This window comes from Streptomyces gottesmaniae (assembly GCF_031845845.1).
GTDB lineage: Bacteria > Actinomycetota > Actinomycetes > Streptomycetales > Streptomycetaceae > Streptomyces > Streptomyces akebiae.
In genome coordinates this window covers 96,179-115,921 of the sequence record NZ_JAVRFJ010000036.1, presented here as the reverse complement: position 1 = coordinate 115,921, position 19,743 = coordinate 96,179, and the positions used below count along the sequence as shown (strand labels likewise).

The 19,743-nt window shown below is 72.2% G+C and carries 17 protein-coding genes; 8 read left to right on the top strand and 9 right to left on the bottom strand.

Translation table 11 applies throughout. From position 1 onward, the window contains the following. Window positions 1-170: 170 nt before the first annotated feature. Window positions 171-1,670 carry a class I adenylate-forming enzyme family protein gene (locus tag RM704_RS33300; RefSeq protein ID WP_033525877.1) on the top strand — a complete coding sequence of 500 codons (1,500 nt, stop codon included), beginning with the start codon at window positions 171-173 and terminating at the stop codon, window positions 1,668-1,670. A 102-nt stretch (window positions 1,671-1,772) separates the two neighbouring features. Here RM704_RS33300 and RM704_RS33295 read toward each other — a convergent pair whose 3' ends face one another. Further along, a complete protein-coding gene (locus RM704_RS33295; protein ID WP_033525878.1) occupies window positions 1,773-2,285 on the bottom strand; it encodes an EF-hand domain-containing protein in 513 nt (170 codons plus the stop codon). A 192-nt stretch (window positions 2,286-2,477) separates the two neighbouring features. Beyond that, window positions 2,478-2,885, bottom strand: coding sequence for an STAS domain-containing protein (locus RM704_RS33290; protein WP_033526037.1), 408 nt, complete (start codon window positions 2,883-2,885; stop codon window positions 2,478-2,480). Between the two features lie 553 nt (window positions 2,886-3,438). Between RM704_RS33290 and RM704_RS33285 the strand changes: the two genes are divergently transcribed. Together RM704_RS33285 and RM704_RS33280 are read left to right on the top strand one after the other, a co-directional pair. Next, window positions 3,439-4,020: a sigma-70 family RNA polymerase sigma factor gene (locus tag RM704_RS33285; protein WP_033525879.1), complete on the top strand. Its 582-nt coding sequence runs from the start codon at window positions 3,439-3,441 to the stop codon at window positions 4,018-4,020. Further along, window positions 4,017-5,669, top strand: a complete 1,653-nt coding sequence (locus tag RM704_RS33280; RefSeq protein WP_438828969.1) for a zf-HC2 domain-containing protein — start codon at window positions 4,017-4,019, stop codon at window positions 5,667-5,669. The genes RM704_RS33285 and RM704_RS33280 overlap by 4 nt, the downstream gene beginning before the upstream one ends. A 74-nt stretch (window positions 5,670-5,743) precedes the next feature. Here RM704_RS33280 and RM704_RS33275 read toward each other — a convergent pair whose 3' ends face one another. From RM704_RS33275 to RM704_RS33265, 3 genes are all read right to left on the bottom strand, one after another. Next, on the bottom strand, window positions 5,744-6,073 hold the full coding sequence (locus RM704_RS33275; RefSeq protein WP_033525881.1) for a hypothetical protein: 330 nt from the start codon (window positions 6,071-6,073) through the stop codon (window positions 5,744-5,746). A gap of 53 nt (window positions 6,074-6,126) precedes the next feature. Next, a complete protein-coding gene (gene purU / locus RM704_RS33270) occupies window positions 6,127-7,008 on the bottom strand; it encodes a formyltetrahydrofolate deformylase (RefSeq protein WP_033525882.1) in 882 nt (293 codons plus the stop codon). Between the two features lie 88 nt (window positions 7,009-7,096). Further along, a complete protein-coding gene (locus RM704_RS33265) occupies window positions 7,097-7,597 on the bottom strand; it encodes an SCO4402 family protein (RefSeq protein WP_033525883.1) in 501 nt (166 codons plus the stop codon). A 128-nt stretch (window positions 7,598-7,725) separates the two neighbouring features. On the opposite strand from RM704_RS33265, the gene RM704_RS33260 reads away from it, so the two are divergent. Next, entirely contained in the window at window positions 7,726-9,030 is a 1,305-nt protein-coding gene (locus tag RM704_RS33260; protein ID WP_078937000.1) for an ABC transporter substrate-binding protein, read from the top strand. Window positions 9,031-9,094: 64 nt separating this feature from the next. Here RM704_RS33260 and RM704_RS33255 read toward each other — a convergent pair whose 3' ends face one another. After that, window positions 9,095-10,795: a hypothetical protein gene (locus RM704_RS33255; protein ID WP_033525885.1), complete on the bottom strand. Its 1,701-nt coding sequence runs from the start codon at window positions 10,793-10,795 to the stop codon at window positions 9,095-9,097. A gap of 190 nt (window positions 10,796-10,985) precedes the next feature. Continuing rightward, entirely contained in the window at window positions 10,986-12,368 is a 1,383-nt protein-coding gene (locus RM704_RS33250; RefSeq protein WP_033525886.1) for an NsdA family TPR-like regulatory protein, read from the bottom strand. Window positions 12,369-12,696: 328 nt separating this feature from the next. On the opposite strand from RM704_RS33250, the gene RM704_RS33245 reads away from it, so the two are divergent. After that, complete coding sequence (locus RM704_RS33245) at window positions 12,697-13,356, top strand: bifunctional DNA primase/polymerase (protein WP_398683293.1); 660 nt, start codon at window positions 12,697-12,699, stop codon at window positions 13,354-13,356. A gap of 233 nt (window positions 13,357-13,589) precedes the next feature. On the opposite strand, the gene RM704_RS33240 is transcribed toward RM704_RS33245, so the two are convergent. Next, entirely contained in the window at window positions 13,590-14,462 is an 873-nt protein-coding gene (locus tag RM704_RS33240) for an alpha/beta fold hydrolase (RefSeq protein WP_033525888.1), read from the bottom strand. Window positions 14,463-15,348: 886 nt separating this feature from the next. Next, a complete protein-coding gene (locus tag RM704_RS33235) occupies window positions 15,349-16,041 on the bottom strand; it encodes an iron-dependent transcriptional repressor DtxR (RefSeq protein ID WP_033525889.1) in 693 nt (230 codons plus the stop codon). A 298-nt stretch (window positions 16,042-16,339) separates the two neighbouring features. Between RM704_RS33235 and RM704_RS33230 the strand changes: the two genes are divergently transcribed. From RM704_RS33230 to RM704_RS33220, 3 genes are all read left to right on the top strand, one after another. Then, window positions 16,340-17,101, top strand: coding sequence for an SIS domain-containing protein (locus RM704_RS33230; protein WP_033525890.1), 762 nt, complete (start codon window positions 16,340-16,342; stop codon window positions 17,099-17,101). 189 nt (window positions 17,102-17,290) lie between these two features. Further along, window positions 17,291-18,772 (top strand): PAS domain-containing protein, encoded by a 1,482-nt coding sequence (locus tag RM704_RS33225; RefSeq protein ID WP_033526038.1) that lies wholly within the window; start codon window positions 17,291-17,293, stop codon window positions 18,770-18,772. Window positions 18,773-18,862: 90 nt separating this feature from the next. Beyond that, complete coding sequence (locus RM704_RS33220) at window positions 18,863-19,534, top strand: maltokinase N-terminal cap-like domain-containing protein (protein WP_033525891.1); 672 nt, start codon at window positions 18,863-18,865, stop codon at window positions 19,532-19,534. Window positions 19,535-19,743: the final 209 nt, after the last annotated feature.

The following is a 19,743-nucleotide window of genomic DNA, read 5'->3' as shown; positions in this document are numbered from 1 at the left end:
GGAAGCCGTAGAGCAGCAGCATCACCATGTAGTCGGGGCCGCCTATGTGCGCGTACGGGAAGGCGATGGACCCCACGTCGTCCGCGGTGAGCCGCAGGGTCGAGCACGGTCGCGGGCTCGACACCGACGCGCCCCGGAGGCGAACCGAGCTCTAAAAAGGGGCCGCCACCGTGACCGACACCGCCCACGCGCTCAGCGAGTCCCGCACGCTCTGGGAACTCCTCGACCGCCGCGCCGCCCTCACCCCCGACCGGCCCGTCCTCCTCCAGGACGACCGCACCCTGAGCTTCGGCGAACTGCGGGCCCGCGCCGAGCGGGTGGCGGCCGGGCTGTACGACAGGGGCGTACGCCCCGGCACGGTCGTCGCCTGGCAGCTGCCCACCCGGATCGAGACGGTCCTGCTCTCCTTCGCCCTGGCCCGCCTCGGCGCCGTCCAGTCCCCGGTCATCCCCTTCTACCGCGACCGCGAGGTCGGCTTCGCGCTCCGGGAGTCCCGGGCGGAGTTCTTCGCGGTGCCGGGCGAGTGGCGGGGCTTCGACCACACGGAGATGGCCCGGCGGCTGGACGCACGCGGCGTCTTCGAGGCGTACGACCGCCTCCCGGAGGGCGACCCCGGCACGCTCCCCGCCCCACCCGCCGACGGCACCTCCGTCCGCTGGATCTACTGGACCTCGGGCACCACCTCCGACCCCAAGGGCGTCCTGCACACGGACCGTTCGCTCGTCGCGGGCGGCTCCTGCCTCGCCCACGCCCTGCGGCTCACCGCGGACGACGTGGGGTCCATCGCCTTCCCGTACGCGCACATAGGCGGCCCCGACTACATGGTGATGCTGCTGCTCTACGGCTTCCCGGCCGTCCTGTTCGAGCACTTCGCGCTGCCGGCCGCGCTGGAGGGGTACCGCAAGCACGGGGTGACGGTGGCGGGCGGGTCGACGGCGTTCTACTCGATGTTCCTGGCCGAGCAGCGCAAGCAGCCGGGCGAGCCGGTCGTCCCGTCCCTGCGGCTGCTCGCGGGCGGCGGGGCCCCGAAGCCGCCCGAGCTGTACCACGCGGTCATACGGGAGATGGGCGTGCAGCTCACCCACGGGTACGGCATGACGGAGGTGCCGATGATCACGATGGGGGCGCCGGACGACTCGCCGGAGAACCTGGCGACGACGGAGGGGCGGCCACCGGAGGGGATGGAGATCCGGATCGCCGAGGACGGGGAGGTGCGGCTGCGCGGGGAGGCCGTCTGCCAGGGGTACCTGGATCCGGTCCAGTCGGCGGCGGCCTTCGACGCGGACGGCTTCTTCGTCACCGGCGACCTCGGGCATCTCACCGACAGCGGCCACCTGGTGCTGACCGGCCGCCTCAAGGACGTCATCATCCGCAAGGGCGAGAACATCTCGGCCAAGGAGATCGAGGACCTGTTGCACGGCCATCCGGCCGTCCAGGACGTGGCGGTGATAGGGCTGCCGGACCCGGAGCGCGGGGAGCGGGTGTGCGCGGTCGTCGAACAGCCGCCGGAGGCCGAGGCGCTGACACTGCCGGACGTCACCGACTGGCTGCGCGCGGAAGGGCTGTCCGTCCACAAACTGCCGGAGCGGTTGGAGCTGGTGGACGCCCTTCCGCGCAACGAGACCCTGCGGAAGGTGCTCAAGTACAAGCTGCGTGAGCGCTATTCATGACCGCCGCCGACCGCGCACGAGCCACCACGGACCGCGTACGACGGCTGTTGAGCGGCTGTTGAACGGCTGTTGAACGTTGTTGCGATGTCCCCGGCCGGGTGACTACTCGGGCACGGTGAAGTAGCGCGCGAACGCGTTGACGACCTCCACCTCGTCCACCTTGCCGTCGGCGTCGGTGTCGAGGGTGGCGGCGGCAGCGGCGGCGGTCTCCGCGGAGGCGCCGAGGGCCTTGAGGACCCGGGCCGTCTCCTCGACCGTGGCCTTTCCGTCCCCGTCGGCGTCCGCGACGGCGAGGGCCGCGTGCAGGAAGGGGCGCGCGATCTCGGCGAAACGGTCGGGGTTGTCACGCAGCCGCTTGACCGCGCCGTTCACGAACTCGTCCCGCGTGATGCGCTGGTCGCCGTCCCGGTCCGCTATTCCGGCCATACCCTGCCAGAAGGCCTCGGCGCCGCCGTACAGGGCCTGGCCCTTGTCCGAACGGGCGGTGGTGCCGAACTCGTTGAGAACCGCCTTGCTCGCCGCGCTGAAGTCCTCGCGGTCGATCCAGCCGTTGCCGTCCTGGTCGAAGGTGGCGAACCGGGCGGCGATCCTGCGCTCGTACTCGCTGCTGACCATGTCTCTTCGGGCCCGCCTTACGTCAAGTGGGGTATTTCTCGGACGGAGCGTACGACGTCAGCGGCCCGGGCGGAGCGGGAAAGCAGCGCTTGTACCAAGACTGCGGGAATTCCGGGACAACTGTGTGGCCACCGGGACACCACCGCGTGGGACAGCTCACTCGTGCGTACTGCTCAGGGGAAGGGTGCGCGGTCAGGCCGACAGGGGGCCGGCCTCGTCGTCCACGTCCGGCGCGACCGCCGAGAGGACGTCCGGGTGGACGTCGAAGAGGCGGCGGACACCGAGGGCGGCGAGAACACGGTTGACGTGCGCGCCCTCCGAGGGGCCGCCGCCCGCGTGGCCGTCGGCGGGGAGGATCAGCCGGAGACGCCCCTGGAAGGACCGCATCAGACGGCGGGTGGCGACCAGCACGCCCACGCCGCTGGAGTCGCAGAAGACGACGGCGGAGAGGTCGAGGACAAGACTTCGGCGGCCGTCGGCCACCGCCTCGTGCACCCGCTGACGGAGCACCGGCGACGTGACCAGATCCATCTCTCCGGACACGTGCAGCACGGCCCACTCACCTTGCTCGCCGTCGGTCACTTCGAACGCCACCGCGATGCCTCTCAGTCGCCGAACCGGAAGCCACTGCACCGCTTCCTGCTGCGCGGCTGCCCCGCCGTCGTTCCATGAAACACCAGGCGCCCGCCGAAAGGCGCGGGGTAAGCGAGCCATTTCAGGGGCCTTTTCGGTGCGATTTCCATCGAGTACGGTCACATGTGATCGAGTATTGATCACGAATGGCTTCGGTATCGATCCGATGCGGGCCCAGATGGTCTCCACTCGGTTGGATTCGCGCAGATCAGGCACCTCATATGGTCGTACAGGCATACGAAAGGCGGGCGGACGCCCACGTGGGTGGTGTGGAAACGGCTTACTCAGGAGGCGCATACCACCTCCGGCCTCGCGAGGGGCGCGCATTGCCATAAAGGGGCGTGCGCGGTCAGCGGTGCCGACTACATTCGGGACGGCGGTGCGCACAGGCTGGAATCGGGCCGTAAGCGGACAGCCGACGGGCCGGGGGGCCGGCCGGCGCACGACCGACGGACGGCCGGCGCACGACCGGGCGAGCATTCAAGGAACAGCGCAGGTGAGAGCAGGGTGAGGGGGCCGTATGGCGACGATGGACGCACCGCCCCGCTGGGACCGCAAGATGCAGCAGCGGCTGTCACGCGGCGAGGCGGCGGCACTCGGTGAGCTGTACGACCGGTTCGCGTCCCTCGTGCACGGGCTGGCCCACCGCGTCCTCGGCGACGAGCGGGGCGCGGACGGCATCACCCGCGAGGTGTTCCTCCAGCTCTGGGAGAACCCCGAGGCGTACGACCCCCAGCAGGGGCCGCTGCGGTCCTGGATGGCGGCGCTGACCCACCGTCTCGCGGTGCAGCGGCTGCGGGCCACCGAGACCGCCGCGCTCGCCCGGGGCGGCGAGGGCACGACGGAGGACCTGGAACGCAAGGTCCACCAGGCGTCGGTGGCGGCCCGCGCCGACTACATCGTGCAGGCCATGCCCGCCCCGCTGCGGGCCGCTCTGGAGCTGGCCTATTTCCAGCGCCGTGACTACCGCCAGACCGCCACCGACCTGGGCGTCACCGAGGACGAGGCCCGACGCCGCCTCCGCCTCGGCCTCCAGCTCCTCTCCACCGCCCACGACACACGCCCCTCCGGCACCCCACCCGAACCCGGGCCCCTCACATGAACGCCACCCCGAGCCCTGACGGGCCACCCGAGCCGGAGAACCGGCAGCCCCCGCCCCCGGCCCGACCGAACGGCCCCGCCGGTCCGGTCCCAGGGCGCGCCTCCCCACACGGAGACCCCACGGCCGAGCCCGGTGGCCCCGGAGGACGACTCGGTCCCGGAGACGAGCGACCGGGAGACGAGCCTGAGGACCGGTCCGAGGACCGGTCTGAGGACCGGCCTGAGGACCGGCCTGAGGACCGGCCTGAGGAGGGGCTCGGGGACGACCTCGGCGGGCCGTCCAGAACGAGTGACACCGGCGGCTCGGGTGACACAGGCGGGCCGGGCGGGCCGAGTGGGCCGACCGCTGCCGGGGACGGTGGTGACGAGCCGGTGGGTCCGCCCCGGATACCGCTGCCGCGCACCTCCGTGGAGGACACCGGAATGCCGCTGCCCGACGCCGTGCCGAACCCCACCCCGGCGCCGGGCCCCTCGGCCCTGTCCGGATCCCGCCCGCCCCTCGTGCTGGAGCACCGGGTGTTGAAGGCGCTGCTCGGGGCCTGGGCCCTGGCGGTGTGTTCGGCGGAGGAGGCGTTGGCGGTGGAGGAGCATCTGGGAGAGTGCGGAGGATGCGCGGACGAGGCGCGGCGGTTGCGGGAAGCCGTGGGGCTGCTGCACCCTCCGGAGAGCCTCGACCTCGACCCGGCCCTGCGCACCCAGGTACTGGACGTCTGCCTGGGCCGCCGTCCGCCCCGTATCCCCGTCCCCCGCTGGGCCGCCCCGTACGACGCGGAGACGGCGCGGCTGGACGCGCTGCTCCAGGACATCGGCGCCGCCGACTGGCAGGCCCCCGTACGGCTGCGCTGGTTCGAGGGCGAGGGCCCGGTGAGCCGTCGTACGACCGTCGCCGGGGTCATCGCCCACCTGCTCACCGTCGACGGGCTCGTCGCCGCGGCGCTCGGCCTGGACGACCCGCTCGGCCCGCTCGGACCCGGCCCCGACGAGTCTCCCGTCGCCGCTTCCCCGGCGGCTCGCACCGAGGCGTACTGGAAGGCGTCCCACTTCCCGCCCACCCGCGCCCTGCGCGCCCCCTGGCGGCAACAGAGCCACGACATCGTCCGCACGGCCTCCTTCAAGGGCGGTGGCCCCGACGGCTCCGACGCCTCAGCGCGCCTGGCAGTCCCGTACGGCGGCTTCGAGCTTCCCCTCCCGGACGCGATGCTCGATCGGGCGTTCGAGTGCTGGATCCACGCGGAGGACATCGCGGAGGCCGTGGACTACCCGTACGAGCCGCCGTCCGGCCGCCATCTGCACGGCATGATCGACCTGGCGGCCCGCATGCTGCCGGTGTCGCTGGCCGAGCGCCGCCGGACCGGCCTCGCGTCCCCGCCCCCGTCCGGCCGCCACCTCGTACCGGCCGGCGCCCCCGGCCGCAGTCTCCGCCTGGAGATCGAGGGTTCCGGCGGCGGCGAGTGGCTGATCCCCCTCGACTCGCCCGCCGCCCTCGGCTCCACCGATCACGAGGTGGCCCACGTGGCCCTGGACGGCGTCGAGTTCTGCCGTCTCGCCGCCGGGCACCTGCCTCCGGAGGAGGCCGCCGCCGGGCAGGGTGGCGACCGGGAGGCCATCAGGGACGTGCTGTTCGCGGCGGCGTCCCTGAGCCGCATGTAGCGGAGCCGGGGCGGCGACAGCGCCGGAACGCGCTGGGCGTGCGCCGGGAACGCGGCGGGGACGGCGCTCGTGGGTCAGAGTTGCCAGACCAGCACCGCGTGACCGTCGCGGGCCGCCGCGCCGAAGTACTCCACCAGCTCTTCGTACAGGCCCCGCGCACCTTCCAGGGCCTCCAGGGCCTCGTCGTCCTCCGCGCCGGGTGGGCAGAGCCCGGCGAGCCGGTCGTAGGGCAGAGCGGCCAGTCCGCGGGCCGCCGCGTCGCAGCAGCACTCCGGAGAGGCGCCAGGCCCTGTCGGTGGCGTAGTAGGGCGCTTCGGAGGGACCGGGCTCGATGTGCTCCTCGCCCTCGCGGACGTCCTCCATGCGGTCCCAGGCCCGGACGGGATCGCCTGGATCCGCGCCAACTCCTCGTCCGTCAGGCGGAGTTACCCCCCGATGCCCCTCATGTGCCCGGCTTCTAGGCGAAGACGACCGTCCGGCGCCCGTTCATCAGGATGCGCCGCTCGGCGTGCCACTTGACCGCCCGTGCCAGCGCCTGGCACTCCACGTCGCGCCCGACCGCGACGAGCCCCTCGGGCGTCACCCCATGGCCCACCCGCTCGACCTCCTGCTCGATGATCGGCCCCTCGTCGAGGTCGGCGGTGACGTAGTGCGCCGTCGCGCCGATCAGCTTCACACCGCGCGTGTGCGCCTGGTGGTACGGCTTCGCGCCCTTGAAGCTCGGCAGGAAGGAGTGGTGGATGTTGATGATGCGCCCGCTGAGCTGCTTGCAGAGGTCGTCGGAGAGGACCTGCATGTAGCGGGCCAGCACGACCAGCTCGACCTTCTCCTCGCGCACGATCTGCAGCAGCCGCGCCTCCGCGTCCGCCTTGGTGTCCTTGGTGACCGGGATGTGGTGGAAGGGGATGTCGTACGACCCCACCAGCTCGGCGAAGTCGGTGTGGTTGGAGACCACGGCCGCGACCTCCACCGGCAGCGCGCCCGTGCTCGCCCGGAAGAGCAGGTCGTTCAGGCAGTGCCCGAACTTGCTGACCATCAGGACGATGCGCATCTTCTCGTCGGCCCGGTTGATCTGCCAGTCCATCTGGAAGGAGTCACCGATCGCCGCGAAGCTGGCCCGCAGCTTGTCCACGTTCACCGGTGCGTCCGCCGAGAAGTGGACGCGCATGAAGAACAGACCCGTGTCGTGGTCGCCGAACTGCTGACTGTCCTCGATGTTCCCGCCGGTCATGAAGAGGTAGCTCGACACGGCGTGCACGATGCCCGGCTTGTCGGGGCAGGCGAGGGTGAGGACGTACTGGTCGGCGGGCGCCGCGGCTCGGGTGGACTGCTCGTTCATGCCCGACAGGGTCCCATATGGCGTACCCATGTCGGCAATCGTCCCGAAGGCCGGACCGCGGGCACCCGCCACCGCCCGGCGGGCTTCCCTACGCCGCCCTGGTCATGATCCGCAGCACTTCGAGCGTGCGCGGCGGGGTGTCCGGGTCCTCCCCGTCGCTCACGGAGAGGCGTACGTGGGCCTCGCGGGCGGCGCGGACGGCCTCGGGCCAGGCGTCGTGGTCGAGGTACGCGGAGACGGGGGCGTCCGGGCCGACCTGGTGCATGATCCGCAGCACGCGCAGCACGGCCGTGTCGACGAGGGCCGCCTCCTGGGCGTCACGGAAGATCGTGCCGACGTACTTCTCGGCGGACCAGTTGTCCAGCCAGGTGTCCTCGACCAGGCGGTACACGGCGTCGGTGACGTCCCCGTACCCGTCGACACCGGCCAGCCAGACGTTCTGCTGGAACGCCGGGTCGGAGAGCATGTGCAGCGCGGAGCGCACATTGCTGCGCCAGCGCCACCACGGCATGTCGTTCAGTGGCATGCCGCCCATGGTGGATGAGCGACGCCCACGACGGGAAGGGGTCTCCGGACCTTGGACGGTCATCGATCGCGCATTCCTCTCTGAAACCACTCGAAAATACGATCGTAGCTCCTCGCAATTCACCTCCCGGTCACCTCGCGTTGACCATCCGTCACGCCCGGGTTGGTGATGTGGCGGAATCGTGCGGAGCCATGACTGGCTTCCAGGCACGACGGACACATCAGCCCCCAGGCCATCCCACTGGCCTCGCCAAACGCCTGGTCAGAGCCACCACGCTGGCGGCGTGTGCCTCACTCGTCGCCGGGTGCGGGGTCATCCCTGGTACCACGGGGGGTACCGGGGACGGCCCCGTCACCGTCATGACCTGGGCCCCGGAGAAGACGGCCGCCACCAACAAGCCCGGTATGCCCGCGATGGCCAAGGCGTACGCCCGCTGGGTCAACGCCAGTGGCGGCATCAACGGCCGCGAGCTGAAGATCCTCACCTGCAACGACCACAACGAGACCGTGACGGCCGCGAAGTGCGCCCGCCGCGCCGCCGACGAGGACGTCGTCGCGGTCGTCGGCTCCTACAGTCAGCACGGCCGCGCCTTCCTCGCCCCGCTGGAATCGGCGGGCATCCCGTACATCGGTGGCTACGGCGTCACCGACGACGAGTTCGCCAGCGCGCTGTCGTACCCGGTCAACGGCGGCCAGGCCTCCCTCATGGCCGGCCTCGGCGAACAGCTCGCCAAGGACTGCGGCCCGGTCGCCCTCGTCCGCCCCGACTCGATAGCCGGCGACCAGCTGCCGCTGCTGCTGGACTCGGGGCTGCGGTCCGGGGGCCACGACGGGTCGAAGGACCAGCTGGCCGCCGAGGACGCGACCGAGTACGGCGGGCACGCCCGGGAGGCGCTGCGGCGGGCGAGCACGGAGCCGGACACGGAGGGGTGCGTGGTCCCCGCCCTGGGCGACCGCACCTTCACCTTCATGGACTCCTTCCGCCGGGACCGCGCGGACTTCCCGGACGTCCGTACGGGGACGGTGCTGGGCAGTGTCGACCAGACGGTGATCGACGCGACCGGGGGGCGGTCGGGGCCGTACGAGGGGGCGTACGTCACCGGCTGGTACCCGGTGGAGAGCGACAAGCGGTGGGACCGGATGAAGAAGGTGATCCGGGAGCACGCGTTCGGCGACAACCGGATCGACCCCGCCGACCCGGGCGTGCAGACCACGTGGATCGCCTACACCGTGCTGACGGCCGCCCTCGAGAAGATCGGCGACGGAGAGGTGACCTCCCAGGCCATCCGGCGTGTCCTCGACGACGGGCTGAAGGTCACCACCGGCGGCCTGACCCCACCCCTCAGCTGGCGCTTCGAGGACCTCATAGCCTCCGCCGGCTTCCCCCGCCTCATCAACCCCGAAGTCACCTTCCAGGTCGTCCGCAAGGGCCAACTGGTCGCGGCCCGACGGGACTTCGTGAACGTGGAGAAGACGCTGGTGGAGGCGGAGAACTGACCGACGCCCCGCGCGACGGACCCGCCCGGGGTGCGCGGCGGCCTCGGCCCCGGCGCCGCTGTCCCTACAGCTGGACCGCCTGGCGTTCGGTCAGGGTGTAGGTCTTGGCGATCTTGTTCCAGAGTTCCGCGGCCTTGGTCTTCTCGGCGCTGGCGGTGGCGCTGGCCTGGTTGCCGGCCTGGGTCTGGCCGGTGGTGCGGGCCTGCCCCTTCTTGCAGCCCTTCTTGCCGGCGGTCTGGTCCGCCCACGCCGCGTAGTGGTTGTCCGCGGAGGCCGAGGCCTTCCATGCCTTGGTCAGCGAGGTGGTCAGGGCCTCGTGGTTCGGCAGCTGGTCGACGGACAGCTCGCCGAGCTGGGTGACCAGGTCGTTGCGCTGCTTCGCCGCGTCCCGCAGATCGGTGGCGGCCTGGCCCAGGTTGGAGCAGGTCTTGATGTCGGCGACCGCCTTGATCACGCTGGTCCGGCTGTCGCCGCTGTCGGCCAGCAGCTTGTCGAGCGCGACCGCCTGCTCGCGCGCCGGGTCCGCCGACGCGGACGTCGACTCCTCGGGCGCCCCGCTCGCCGACGCGGGCTTGTTGTCGCTCGGCGACGAGTCGTCCCCCGACCCGGCCATCAGCGCGCCCGCCCCGATCCCGAGCACCGCGATCCCCACGCCGACGAGCGCGATCAACGGCACCCGCGATCCCGTACGACCGCCCCCGCCGCCCGCGCTCTCCCGTCTCCCGGAAGCGCGCCCGGCATGCCCACCGTGGCCTCCGTGACCACCGGGCCCGCCGTGGCTGCCATGACCGCCCGGCCCACCCGGGCCCCGCGGCGGCTGCGGGGCATGACCGTGGTCGATCTTCGGCATCTGCTGGGTGGACCCGGCGGCGCCACCGGCCCCCGGCTCGTTCCGGAAGAGGCTGTCGAACACGTCCGGCTGCTGCTGTCCCGGCCGCGGCCCCGACGCACCGTACGGCGGTCGCTGCTGCCCCTGCGCGGCCACCGGCGGTATGTACTGCGTCGCCTCCGCGTCCGGGTGCGCGGCCGGCGGCGGGGACCCGGCGCCGTGGTCCGGCACCCGCCCCAGATACGTCGTCGCGTCCCCCGACGCCTCCGGCGGCAGCGCCCCCGGCCCGACGGGCGGCAGGAACTGGGTGGCGGCCTCGTCGGCGGGCGCCTGCGCGGCCACCGGCGGTATGTACTGCGTCGCCCCCTCATCCACCGGCATGGCCCCGGCCGCCGGCACATACGGGATGTACTGGGTGGCCCCCTCGTCCGCGGGCGGCAGCGGCGAGGAACCGGCCGACGGCACGGCCACCTCCCCCGCGGCCGGCGGCAACGGCGCACCCGGCCCGCCGTACCCCGCGCCCCCGTACGCCGGGCCCTCGGGCGGCAACGGCATCCCACCCTGGGAGCCGTACGCCTGACCGGACACGTCACGCCGGCCGCCGTACGCGTCCTGCGCGCCGTACCCGGTCTGCCCGCCCGGCGTGCCGTACGCGTCCTGCGTCGGCGTGCCGTACGCGTCCTGCGCCCCGTGGGCCCCCCATTCCGGCGCGGGGGGCGTGCTGTTCCAGTGGCCGGCCTGCGGCTGGGCGGGCGGCGCCGCGGTCTCCTCGGAGCCCCACGGCCGCTGCTGGTCCCACGGCTGGGCCGGGGCCGGCGGCAGCGGGGCCGGCGGCAGATCGCTCGGGTGGAGCGGCGCCCCACCGTCCGAGGGCAGCACGATGCCTTCGTGCGCGGTCCGCGCCGAGGGCTCCTCGCCCTGTCCACTCTGCGTCACCGTGACTCCTACGAATGGGGGACTTGCGGAATCGTCGACTCACGCTACCGGGTCCGGACGACACCCCACGCACCACCCGCGCCCCGACGAGGGGCCGGAGCCTCCTCGTCGGTGGTCGGGGAGCCGCGCGCCCCGCACGCACACCACCGGACCCGCGGCCGCGAAACGACGGCACACCCCCACGGAGCCCCTACGCCGCCTGCAGATCCATCCGCGCCCCGAACTCCCTGACCACCGCCTCCTCCCGGAACGGCTCCAACCGCTGCTGGAAGTCCTCCAGGTACTCGGCCCCCCGGTTCGACCGCAGCGACCCCAGCAGCTCCACGGCCTTCAACCCCGTGTGGCAGGCCTGCTCGACCTCCCGCTGCTGCACCTGTGCCGTGGCGAGCAGCACATATCCGATCGCCCGTCGCCGCGCCCGCGACCCCGGATGCTTGGCCAACGACTCCTCGGCCCGCCGGGCGGCCGCCTCCGCCTGCCCCAGATCGCGGTGGCAGTGCGCCAACTCGTCGGCCAGATAGGCCTCGTCGAAGTGCTTGATCCACACCGGGTCGTCCCCGGACGACGGATCCGCCGCCTCCAGCGCCTCGACGGCCCGCCCCGCGGCCGCCTGTGCGCCGCGCGCGTCGCCCATCAGCGCGTGTCCGCGCGCCTCCGCCGCGTGGAACATCGACTCCGCGCGCGGAGTCGCCCGCCCCCGCGCCCCCTCCTGCGCCGCGCGCGCCAACTGCGCGATCTCCCGCGGGTTTCCGAGCTGGGCCGCGAGATGGCTCATGGACGCGGCGAGGACATAGCCGCCGTACGCGCGGTCGCCCGCGGCCTGGGCGAGACGGAGCGCCTGGATGTAGTACCGCTGGGCGAGTCCGGGCTGACCGGTGTCGACGGCCATGTACCCGGCGAGTTCGGTCAGTCGGGCGACCGCCGCGAACAACTCCCGCCCCACGGCTTCCCGGTAGGAGCCGGCCAGCAGCCCCGAGACGACGCTGTTGAGGTAGTGCACGACGACCGGCCGGACGTGACCGCTGCCGTACTGGTGGTCGAGGTCCACGAGCGCCTGCGTCATCGCGCGCACGGCCGCCACGTCGGCGAGCCCCACCCGGGGTCCCGCCGAGCGGGCCACCTGGGAGTCCGGCGCCGAGATCAGCCAGTCACGGCTGGGCTCGACGAGGGCGGAGGCGGCCACGGACGACCCGGAGAGGAAGTCCCGCCGCCCCACGTCGCTGCGCCACAGCTCACAGACCTGCTCGATGGCTCCCAGCACCGTCGGCGAGAACTGCAGGCCGACACCGGACGCCAGGTTCTTGCCGTTGGCCATGCCGATCTCGTCGATGGTGACCGTACGGCCCAGCTTGCGGCCGAGGGCCTCGGCGATGATCGCGGGCGCCCGGCCCCGCGGCTGCTGTCCACGCAGCCAGCGCGCGACGGACGTCTTGTCGTAGCGGAGGTCGAGTCCATGCTCCGCGCCGCACATGTTCACGCGCCGGGCCAGCCCCGCGTTGGAACAGCCCGCTTCCTGGATGAGCGCCTGCAGTCGTTCGTTCGGCTGCCTGGCGACGAGCGGCCTTGCGGCCATGGCGTACCCCCTGTGGCTGTGGTGCCTTGCCCACGCACCGAGTTGACGTGTCTTCAGTGACCGCCTCCTGTCGCATACGTGTACCCACGTATCGAAAAGATCCGGCCTCGAAGATCAATGCCCCGCCGACATACCGAAGATGCGAGACATGCCAGAATTGCCGGGGTAAACACGGATGCTGTACCCCACTCGTGGCTACCCGGCTCACTCCGTGATCCCTCCCGCGCGCCCCCGGGCATGCACCCATGCGCCCCGGCCCCGTTGACGATGCTCTCCCCCGCGCATGTGACATCCGTAACCCCTGATGACCGCTAGAGTTGTGTTCATCGTGGAAGAGACCATCGCGGGCCCTGAAGCTGCCCAAATCCCGAAGCAGCGTGGCGAATCGCTGCTGGACACCGCCGTTCGATACGCCGAAGAGCGCCATTGGGACGTGTTCCCCGGTACATGGCTGGAAGCCGTCGACGGGGTGCAGCACTGCTCCTGCGGCAACGCAGCGTGCGCCACCCCCGGCGCGCACCCGGCGCGTGAGGACTGGGCGACCCAGGCGACAGGCAGTGCGACCGTCGCACGCCGCCTCTGGTCGAAGCAGCCGACCGCGTCGATCCTGCTGCCGACAGGCCGTACGTTCGACACGATCGACGTTCCCGAGACCGCCGGCCTGCTGGCGCTGGCCCGTATGGAGCGCATGGAGCTGACGCTCGGGCCGGTGACCTGGACACCGGACCGCCGCATGCAGTTCTTCGTGCTCCCGGGCGCGTCGGTCAAAGTCCCCGACCTGGTACGGAAGTTGGGCTGGTCGCCGCTCGCGCTCGACCTCAGGGCGCTGGGTGAGGGCGAGTTCGTGGCCGCTCCGCCGACGCGCTACGGATCCCGGGGCGCCGTGCAGTGGGCCCGGCGGCCCACTCCGGCGAACCGATGGCTGCCGGACGCGGAGGAACTGATCTCACCGCTCGCCTACGCCTGCGGGCGGGACGGGCGCCGGTAGCGCTCCGCGCTCGCCGGTTGCGCTCCGGGCGGGGGCCGTTGGGCCGGTTTCGCGGCCGCGGGCTGGTGGGGCTTCTCGCGCAGTTCCCCGCGCCCCTGAAAAGCCGGGGCTGCGCCCCATGCTTCTCAGGCCCGCAGGGCCTGGGCTCTTAGGGGCGCGGGGAACCGCGCGAGCAACCCCCGCTCACCCGCACCCGCCGACGAGACAGGCACCCCAGAGCTACCAGGCGCACCTCAGCCGACCGCGCCGTCCCCATCCAGCCCGTCCAGGAACGGCTCGATCGCGGAGCGCCAGGCGTCCGGCTGGTCGTAGTGCACCAGGTGCCCCGCGTCGGCGACCTCCGCGTACTGCCCGTGGGGCAGCACCCGGACCATCTCCTGGGACTCGGCGCGCCCCAGCTCCCCGTCGAGACCGCGGACGACGAGGGCCGGGCAGCGCACCTGGGTCAGCTCCTCCCAGTGCGCGTCGTACACCCAGGTCTCACGGGTCGTCAGCATCTGCTCGGGCTCGAACACCGGCCGCCAGCCGTCGGGCCCCTCGTGCATGACCTCGGCGTAGAACTCACCCCGGGACGGGCTGGGACGCTCCACCCAGGGGTCGTCCTCGCCGAACCACTTGCGGACGTCGGCGAGGGTGGCGAACGGCAGCGGCCAGGCCTTGAACCAGTTCTCCCACTCGCGCTGCGAGGCGGCGCCGAGGGCCGAGGCCCGCATGTCGCAGATGATCAGTCCGCTCACCAGGTCGGGGCGGCGGGCGGCCAGTTGCCAGGCGGTCAGCGCACCCATGGCGTGGCCGATGAGGACGACCGGGGCGAGGCCCAGCTGTTCGACGGCGGCCTCGGCGTCGTCGACGTAGGCCTCACGGGTGTACGCGGCCTGCTCGGGCTTCTCGCTCTGGCCGTGTCCGCGCTGGTCGAGCGCCACGGCACGGCGGCGTTCGGAGAGCCAGCGGGCGGTGGGTGCCCAGTGCGAGGCGCGGCCCATGAGGCCGTGCAATAACAGCACCCCGGGCCGGGGCTCGTTCTCACCGGATTTGGGCGGGTCGCCGAACTCCCAGGCGGCGAGACTCACGCCGCCCGCTCCCGTCACGTCGATGCGCCGCACCATTGGCACCCCCCAGACTCCCGCCCGGACCGCTCGCTCCCGCCTCTCGCTCCCGCTTCGAGCCGGCCGGTCCACTCGTCCCAACTGCTGTCGTACCGCTGTCGTGCTGCTGCTTCCGTAGTGCATCCGCTGTCGCTTCCGCCCTGGCTCTCGCCGTCGCCTCGCCGTTGCTCCAGCTGCTGTCGTGACCGTGCGCGCCGCTCGGACGACGAGCACTTGTGTTACAGCGTGCATATCGGTTGACACGTTACGTGTGGGGCGCGCGCATCAGTCATGGCGCGGGTCACACAGCGACACGCCGCCCACGTTATCGAATACACATTCGAAGATGCCGCTCTTGGCGACAACACCCCTCATTCGAGTGACCTCCCTCAGGGATTGCCCGCCGCCGCCGAGGGGAGATCTTCAACGAGAGGCGGACCGCTCGGGGAAAACGGTCCGAGGGGGATGACCCTGAGAGCTCGGGGCTCCGGGTCAGTACAGGGGAGGACAGGCCCCGGCGCCGTACGGCGCCGGGGCCCTCCTCATGTCCACGGCACATCCGCCCCGCCCCCTCCCTCACCACCGGAGATCCTCGTCTCGGGCGGCCAAGAGCCCCTCAGGTCATATGCCTCACGCGCAAGCCTCGCACGCGAACGGCCCGAGCGCTGCGATTCGACGCAGTGAATCTCGGATTCGACGGGTTCCCTGACACGCACCCCGGTACACCACAACTCCCCCTCCCGCATCGGGAGTTGACGGGGAGTACGGACATCCGCCGAGACGTGCCGGACAGCGGCCGGAAGGGGGTGCGGCCGCATGGAGGGACGGGTGGACGGGTGGGCGTGAGCGTGGTGCCGGTGCCGACCCAAGGGCGGGCCGGGATCGGACCGGGGCCGGGCCGGGCGGGTCAGCGCTTGGCGACGAACACGTGTGAGGCGACGTCCGCCTCCAGCTCCGCCGCCTCGCCGCCGCTGCCCACGAGGACACCGCCGGCCGCCTCCGTCACACTCACCACGGAGCCGGGCTGGACGCCCGCGCGGCGCAGCGTGTACATCAGCTGGGCGTCCGTCTGGATGGGCTCGCCGATCCGGCGCACGACGACGGTCTTGCCCTCCGTCCCGGGGTCGAGGTCTGCCAGCGACACCATGCCCTCGTCGAGGAAGGGGTCAGCGCCGTCCTTCTCGCCCAGCTCCTCCAGGCCCGGGATCGGGTTGCCGTACGGCGACTCGGTGGGGTGGCGCAGCAGCTCCAGGACGCGGCGCTCGACCGCCTCGCTCATCACGTGCTCCCAGCGGCACGCCTCCGCGTGCACCTGCTCCCACTCCAGACCGATCACGTCGACGAGCAGACACTCCGCGAGGCGGTGCTTGCGCATCACGCGCGTCGCCAGCCGACGGCCCTCCTCGGTGAGCTCCAGGTGGCGGTCCGCGGCGACGGACACCAGGCCGTCGCGCTCCATGCGCGCGACCGTCTGGCTCACCGTGGGGCCGCTCTGGTCGAGCCGCTCGGCGATCCGGGCGCGCATGGGGACCACACCTTCCTCCTCCAGCTCGAGGATGGTGCGGAGATACATCTCCGTCGTATCGATCAGTCCGGACATACGTGCCCCTCGATGAGATTCAGCCGGAGGCTTCGACGGCCACACCGGCTTGCTGCGGCTTGCTGCGCTGGCCCTGGGGTCAATTCTTACGCATCCGACTGACAACCGGGTGGCGGCGGGGAAACGACGGCGGTATGACTCCGGTCAGGTGGCCGGTTTATGACCCAGCGCCCCATTTTCCGGGACGCCCCGCCGACCCGCGGACGACGGTCGCACCATATTGACACCCCACTGGTCCAGACCACTAACGTGATCGGCGTCACGGAGGACGCGGAGCACGCGACGGAAGGATCGACGCATGGGACTGGACGGCGGCACGGCGGGTGGGCGGTTCCTCGACGCGGCGATCGGGCTGCTGGAACGCCTGCGGGACGACGAGGCCGAGACGATCACCGCGGCCGGAGAGCTGATCGCGGACACGGTCGTCGCCGGCGGGCGCCTGTTCGCGTTCGGCGCCGGCCACTCGTCGCTCGCCGCCCAGGACCTCGTCTACCGCGCCGGCGGACTCGCGCTGATGAACCTGCTGGCGGTCCCCGGCGCCGTGGGCGTGGACGTGATGCCCGCGACCCTCGGATCGGCGCTGGAGCGGGTCGACGGGCTCGCGACCGCCGTCCTCGACAGCAGCCCGCTCCGGGCCGGGGACCTGCTCGTGGTCATCTCGCTCTCCGGCCGCAACGCGCTGCCCGTCGAGATGGCCTCGCACGCCCGCGAGCTGGGCGTGAAGGTCATCGGCGTCACCTCGGTCGCCTACGCCACGGAGACCACCTCCCGCCACTCCTCCGGCACCTTCCTCAAGGACCACTGCGACCTCGTCCTCGACTCCAAGATCGCGGTCGGCGACGCCGAACTCACCCTCGACACCATCCCCGCCCCCTTCGCCCCGGCCTCCACCGTCGTCACCTCGGCGATCCTGCAGTCCGTCATGGCCACCGCCGCCGCCTCCCTCGCGGACCGGGGCGTCGAACCGCCCCTGCTGCGCTCCGGCAACGTCGACGGCGGGCTCGACTGGAACGACCGGGTGATGCGGGAGTACGGAGATCGGATCTTCTACCTCCGCTGACTGCTCCCCCGGGTTCGTGGGAACGCTGAGAAGGGTGAGGAGGAAATCCGGCGTACAACGATTTCGTCCAAATCTTGCGCGAAGCAGATGTGGGCTGGGTCACGTTCGAGTTGAATGATGACGAGTGAGCGAACCGACGCGCCGTACCAGCCGTACATGCGGACGCAACGCAGCCTGCAGGGGGTTCAGGTGAGTGCTTCCCGGCGTAGTGGGGCCACCGACGAACTCGGGCCCGACAAGCCCGAGCGGGACGGTCCCATCAACGAGGACACCGAGGACATCGAGGGCACGGTGAACACCGAGGACACCGAAGGCACCGAGGGCTCCACGGATTCCGCGGACTCCGGTGGCTCGGACCTCCTCGCCGCCCTCCTCGACGGGATGGACGCGGCCCTGTGCGCCTTCGACGCCGACGGCGTCGTCACCCACTGGAACCGCGAGGCCGAACGCATCCTGGGCTGGAGCGCCGAGGAGGCGGTGGGCCGCCGCGGATTCGCCGGGTGGGCGGTACGCACCGCCGACGCCGAGGAGGTCGAAGGGCGGCTGATGGCCGCCATGCACGCCAGCGGCCGACAGGTGCACGAATTCGCCCTGGTCACCAAGGACGGCGGCCGCGTCCTCGTCCGCACCCAGTCCGCCGCCGTGCGCGGACCCGACGGCAAGCCCGTCGGCCTCTACTGCGCCTTCAGCGAGGTCCACACGCAGATCGACCTCGAACGGTCCATCGCCCTCAGCGAGGCCCTCTTCGAGGACGCCTCCTGGGGCGTCGTCCTCGTCGACGCCGACCTGCGCCCCGCCGTCGTCAACGCCCACGCCGCCCGCGCCCTCGGCATCGGCCGTACGGCGGTCCTCGGGCGCCCCATCGGCGAACTGCTCGCCCAGGGCGCCGAGGAACTGGAGAGCGCCCTCACCCACGTCCTCGCCGAGGGCGCCCCGCCCGCGCCCGCCGAGATCTGGGTGGGCGTGCGCACCCCGGACGGTGAGAAGCGCCGGTGCTGGCGCAGCGGGTTCCTCCGCCTCGCCTCCCCCCTCGCCGAGGAACCGGTGCCGCTCGGCGTCGGCTGGCTCTTCCAGGACATCACCGAGTCCAAGCAGACCGAGCAGGAGGCCGCACAGCTCCGCTTCCGCGTCAACCAGCTCCACCGGGCCGCACGCGCCGCCGCCGAGTGCGAGGACCCCGGCGAGGCCGCCACCGTCCACCTCGACTTCGCCCTCGCCGGCTTCGCCGACCACGCCCTCATCGACCGCGTGGCCGGAGGTTCGATGGCCGACGGCGAAGGGCCCGCCCGGCTCGTCCGCGCCGCCGCCACGCCCTCCGGCCGGCCCGGCCCCAGCCATCTCGCCGGCCACGCCGGCATCCCCGTCCGCTACGGCCCCGGCCACCCCGCCCTGCAGTGCGTGGAGCGCGCCGGCTCGGTCCGCGCCAGCGCCGGTACGGCCGCGCCGGAGACGGCTCGCGAGTGGGCCACCGGGCGCCAGTGGCCCCCGGAGACCGTGCACGCCCTCTGCGCGGTCCTCCGCAGCCGCGGCCGCACCCTCGGCGTCGTCACCTTCCTCCGCGGCGCCGGCCGCACCCCGTTCGAACGCGCGGACGCCGTCTACGCGGAGGACATCGCCATACACATCGCCGCGGCGTTGGACCTGGAGGCGCTGGAGAGGTCGTCGGAGTAGGCACGGCGACGCGGGCGGCGGGCGGGCCGGCGGGCCCGGCGTGCGGGAAAGGGCTCGTGGCCGGGCGGTCGTGCGGAGCACAATCCGTTCATGGCGCTCATCCACCACACCACCCTCACGCCCACGAAGCTCGAACTGCTGACCTCCTGGCTGCCGGGCCGCCCCTGGTACGCCGGCGGTCCGGCCGCTCCGCACCTGACCAAGGCCGGCGGCTTCCGGCTCGACGACCCGGAGGGCGAGGTCGGCATCGAGTTCATGGTCGCCACCGATACCTCCGGCTCCACGCCGGTCCACTATCTGGCCCCCCTCACCTATCGGGGCGCCCCGCTCCCCGACGCCGAGCACGCCCTCGTCGGCACCACGGAACACGGCGTCCTGGGCACCCGATGGGTCTACGACGGCGTCCACGACCCGGTCCTGCTCGCCCAGCTCCTGGCCCTCTTCGAAGGCAGGGCCGAACCCCAGGCACAGAGCCTCACCGACACCCCGGACCACGAGGTCACCCGCTCCTACGAGGGGGCCGCCCCCCTGCCCACGAGCGCCTCGTCCGCCGTCGACACCCCCGAAGCCACCGAACTGACCCTCACCCCCGGCCCCACGGTCCTCCACCTGACCCGAGTCCTCCACCCGGACGCGCTCGACCTCCCACCCGGAGCAAAAGGCCAGGTCACCGGCCATTGGGCGCTGCCAGACGGCACCCGGGTGCGGGGGATCCTCGCGGTACTGCGGGCGGATCCTGCCAGCCTCAACGAAGGCGAGTAAGAACCCCCGAGTAGCACCACCACGGGCATTCGTTCGAGAAATTGCGACGATTCGCACGACCGAGTGCTTTCACTGCCGATCGGGCTCCGGAAGAGCGCTTGATCGCTAGCGTCTCGAAGCACACGAGACAGGAGGTCCCTCGCTCCCCGACACACGGTCGTCGAGGGACCAGCCCCAGTCATCATGATCGCGAGATCAGGGAGGTGCCC

What these genes read in the sequence shown, in the direction of transcription:
- RM704_RS33295 (WP_033525878.1), bottom strand. Translation starts at nt 2,285, where the DNA reads ATGGTCAGCAGCGAGTACGAGCGCAGGATCGCCGCCCGGTTCGCCACC.
- RM704_RS33285 (WP_033525879.1), top strand. Translation starts at nt 3,439, where the DNA reads ATGGCGACGATGGACGCACCGCCCCGCTGGGACCGCAAGATGCAGCAG.
- RM704_RS33280 (WP_438828969.1), top strand. Translation starts at nt 4,017, where the DNA reads ATGAACGCCACCCCGAGCCCTGACGGGCCACCCGAGCCGGAGAACCGG.
- purU (WP_033525882.1), bottom strand. Translation starts at nt 7,008, where the DNA reads ATGAACGAGCAGTCCACCCGAGCCGCGGCGCCCGCCGACCAGTACGTC.
- RM704_RS33265 (WP_033525883.1), bottom strand. Translation starts at nt 7,597, where the DNA reads ATGACCGTCCAAGGTCCGGAGACCCCTTCCCGTCGTGGGCGTCGCTCA.
- RM704_RS33260 (WP_078937000.1), top strand. Translation starts at nt 7,726, where the DNA reads ATGACTGGCTTCCAGGCACGACGGACACATCAGCCCCCAGGCCATCCC.
- RM704_RS33250 (WP_033525886.1), bottom strand. Translation starts at nt 12,368, where the DNA reads ATGGCCGCAAGGCCGCTCGTCGCCAGGCAGCCGAACGAACGACTGCAG.
- RM704_RS33240 (WP_033525888.1), bottom strand. Translation starts at nt 14,462, where the DNA reads ATGGTGCGGCGCATCGACGTGACGGGAGCGGGCGGCGTGAGTCTCGCC.
- RM704_RS33235 (WP_033525889.1), bottom strand. Translation starts at nt 16,041, where the DNA reads ATGTCCGGACTGATCGATACGACGGAGATGTATCTCCGCACCATCCTC.
- RM704_RS33230 (WP_033525890.1), top strand. Translation starts at nt 16,340, where the DNA reads ATGGGACTGGACGGCGGCACGGCGGGTGGGCGGTTCCTCGACGCGGCG.
- RM704_RS33220 (WP_033525891.1), top strand. Translation starts at nt 18,863, where the DNA reads ATGGCGCTCATCCACCACACCACCCTCACGCCCACGAAGCTCGAACTG.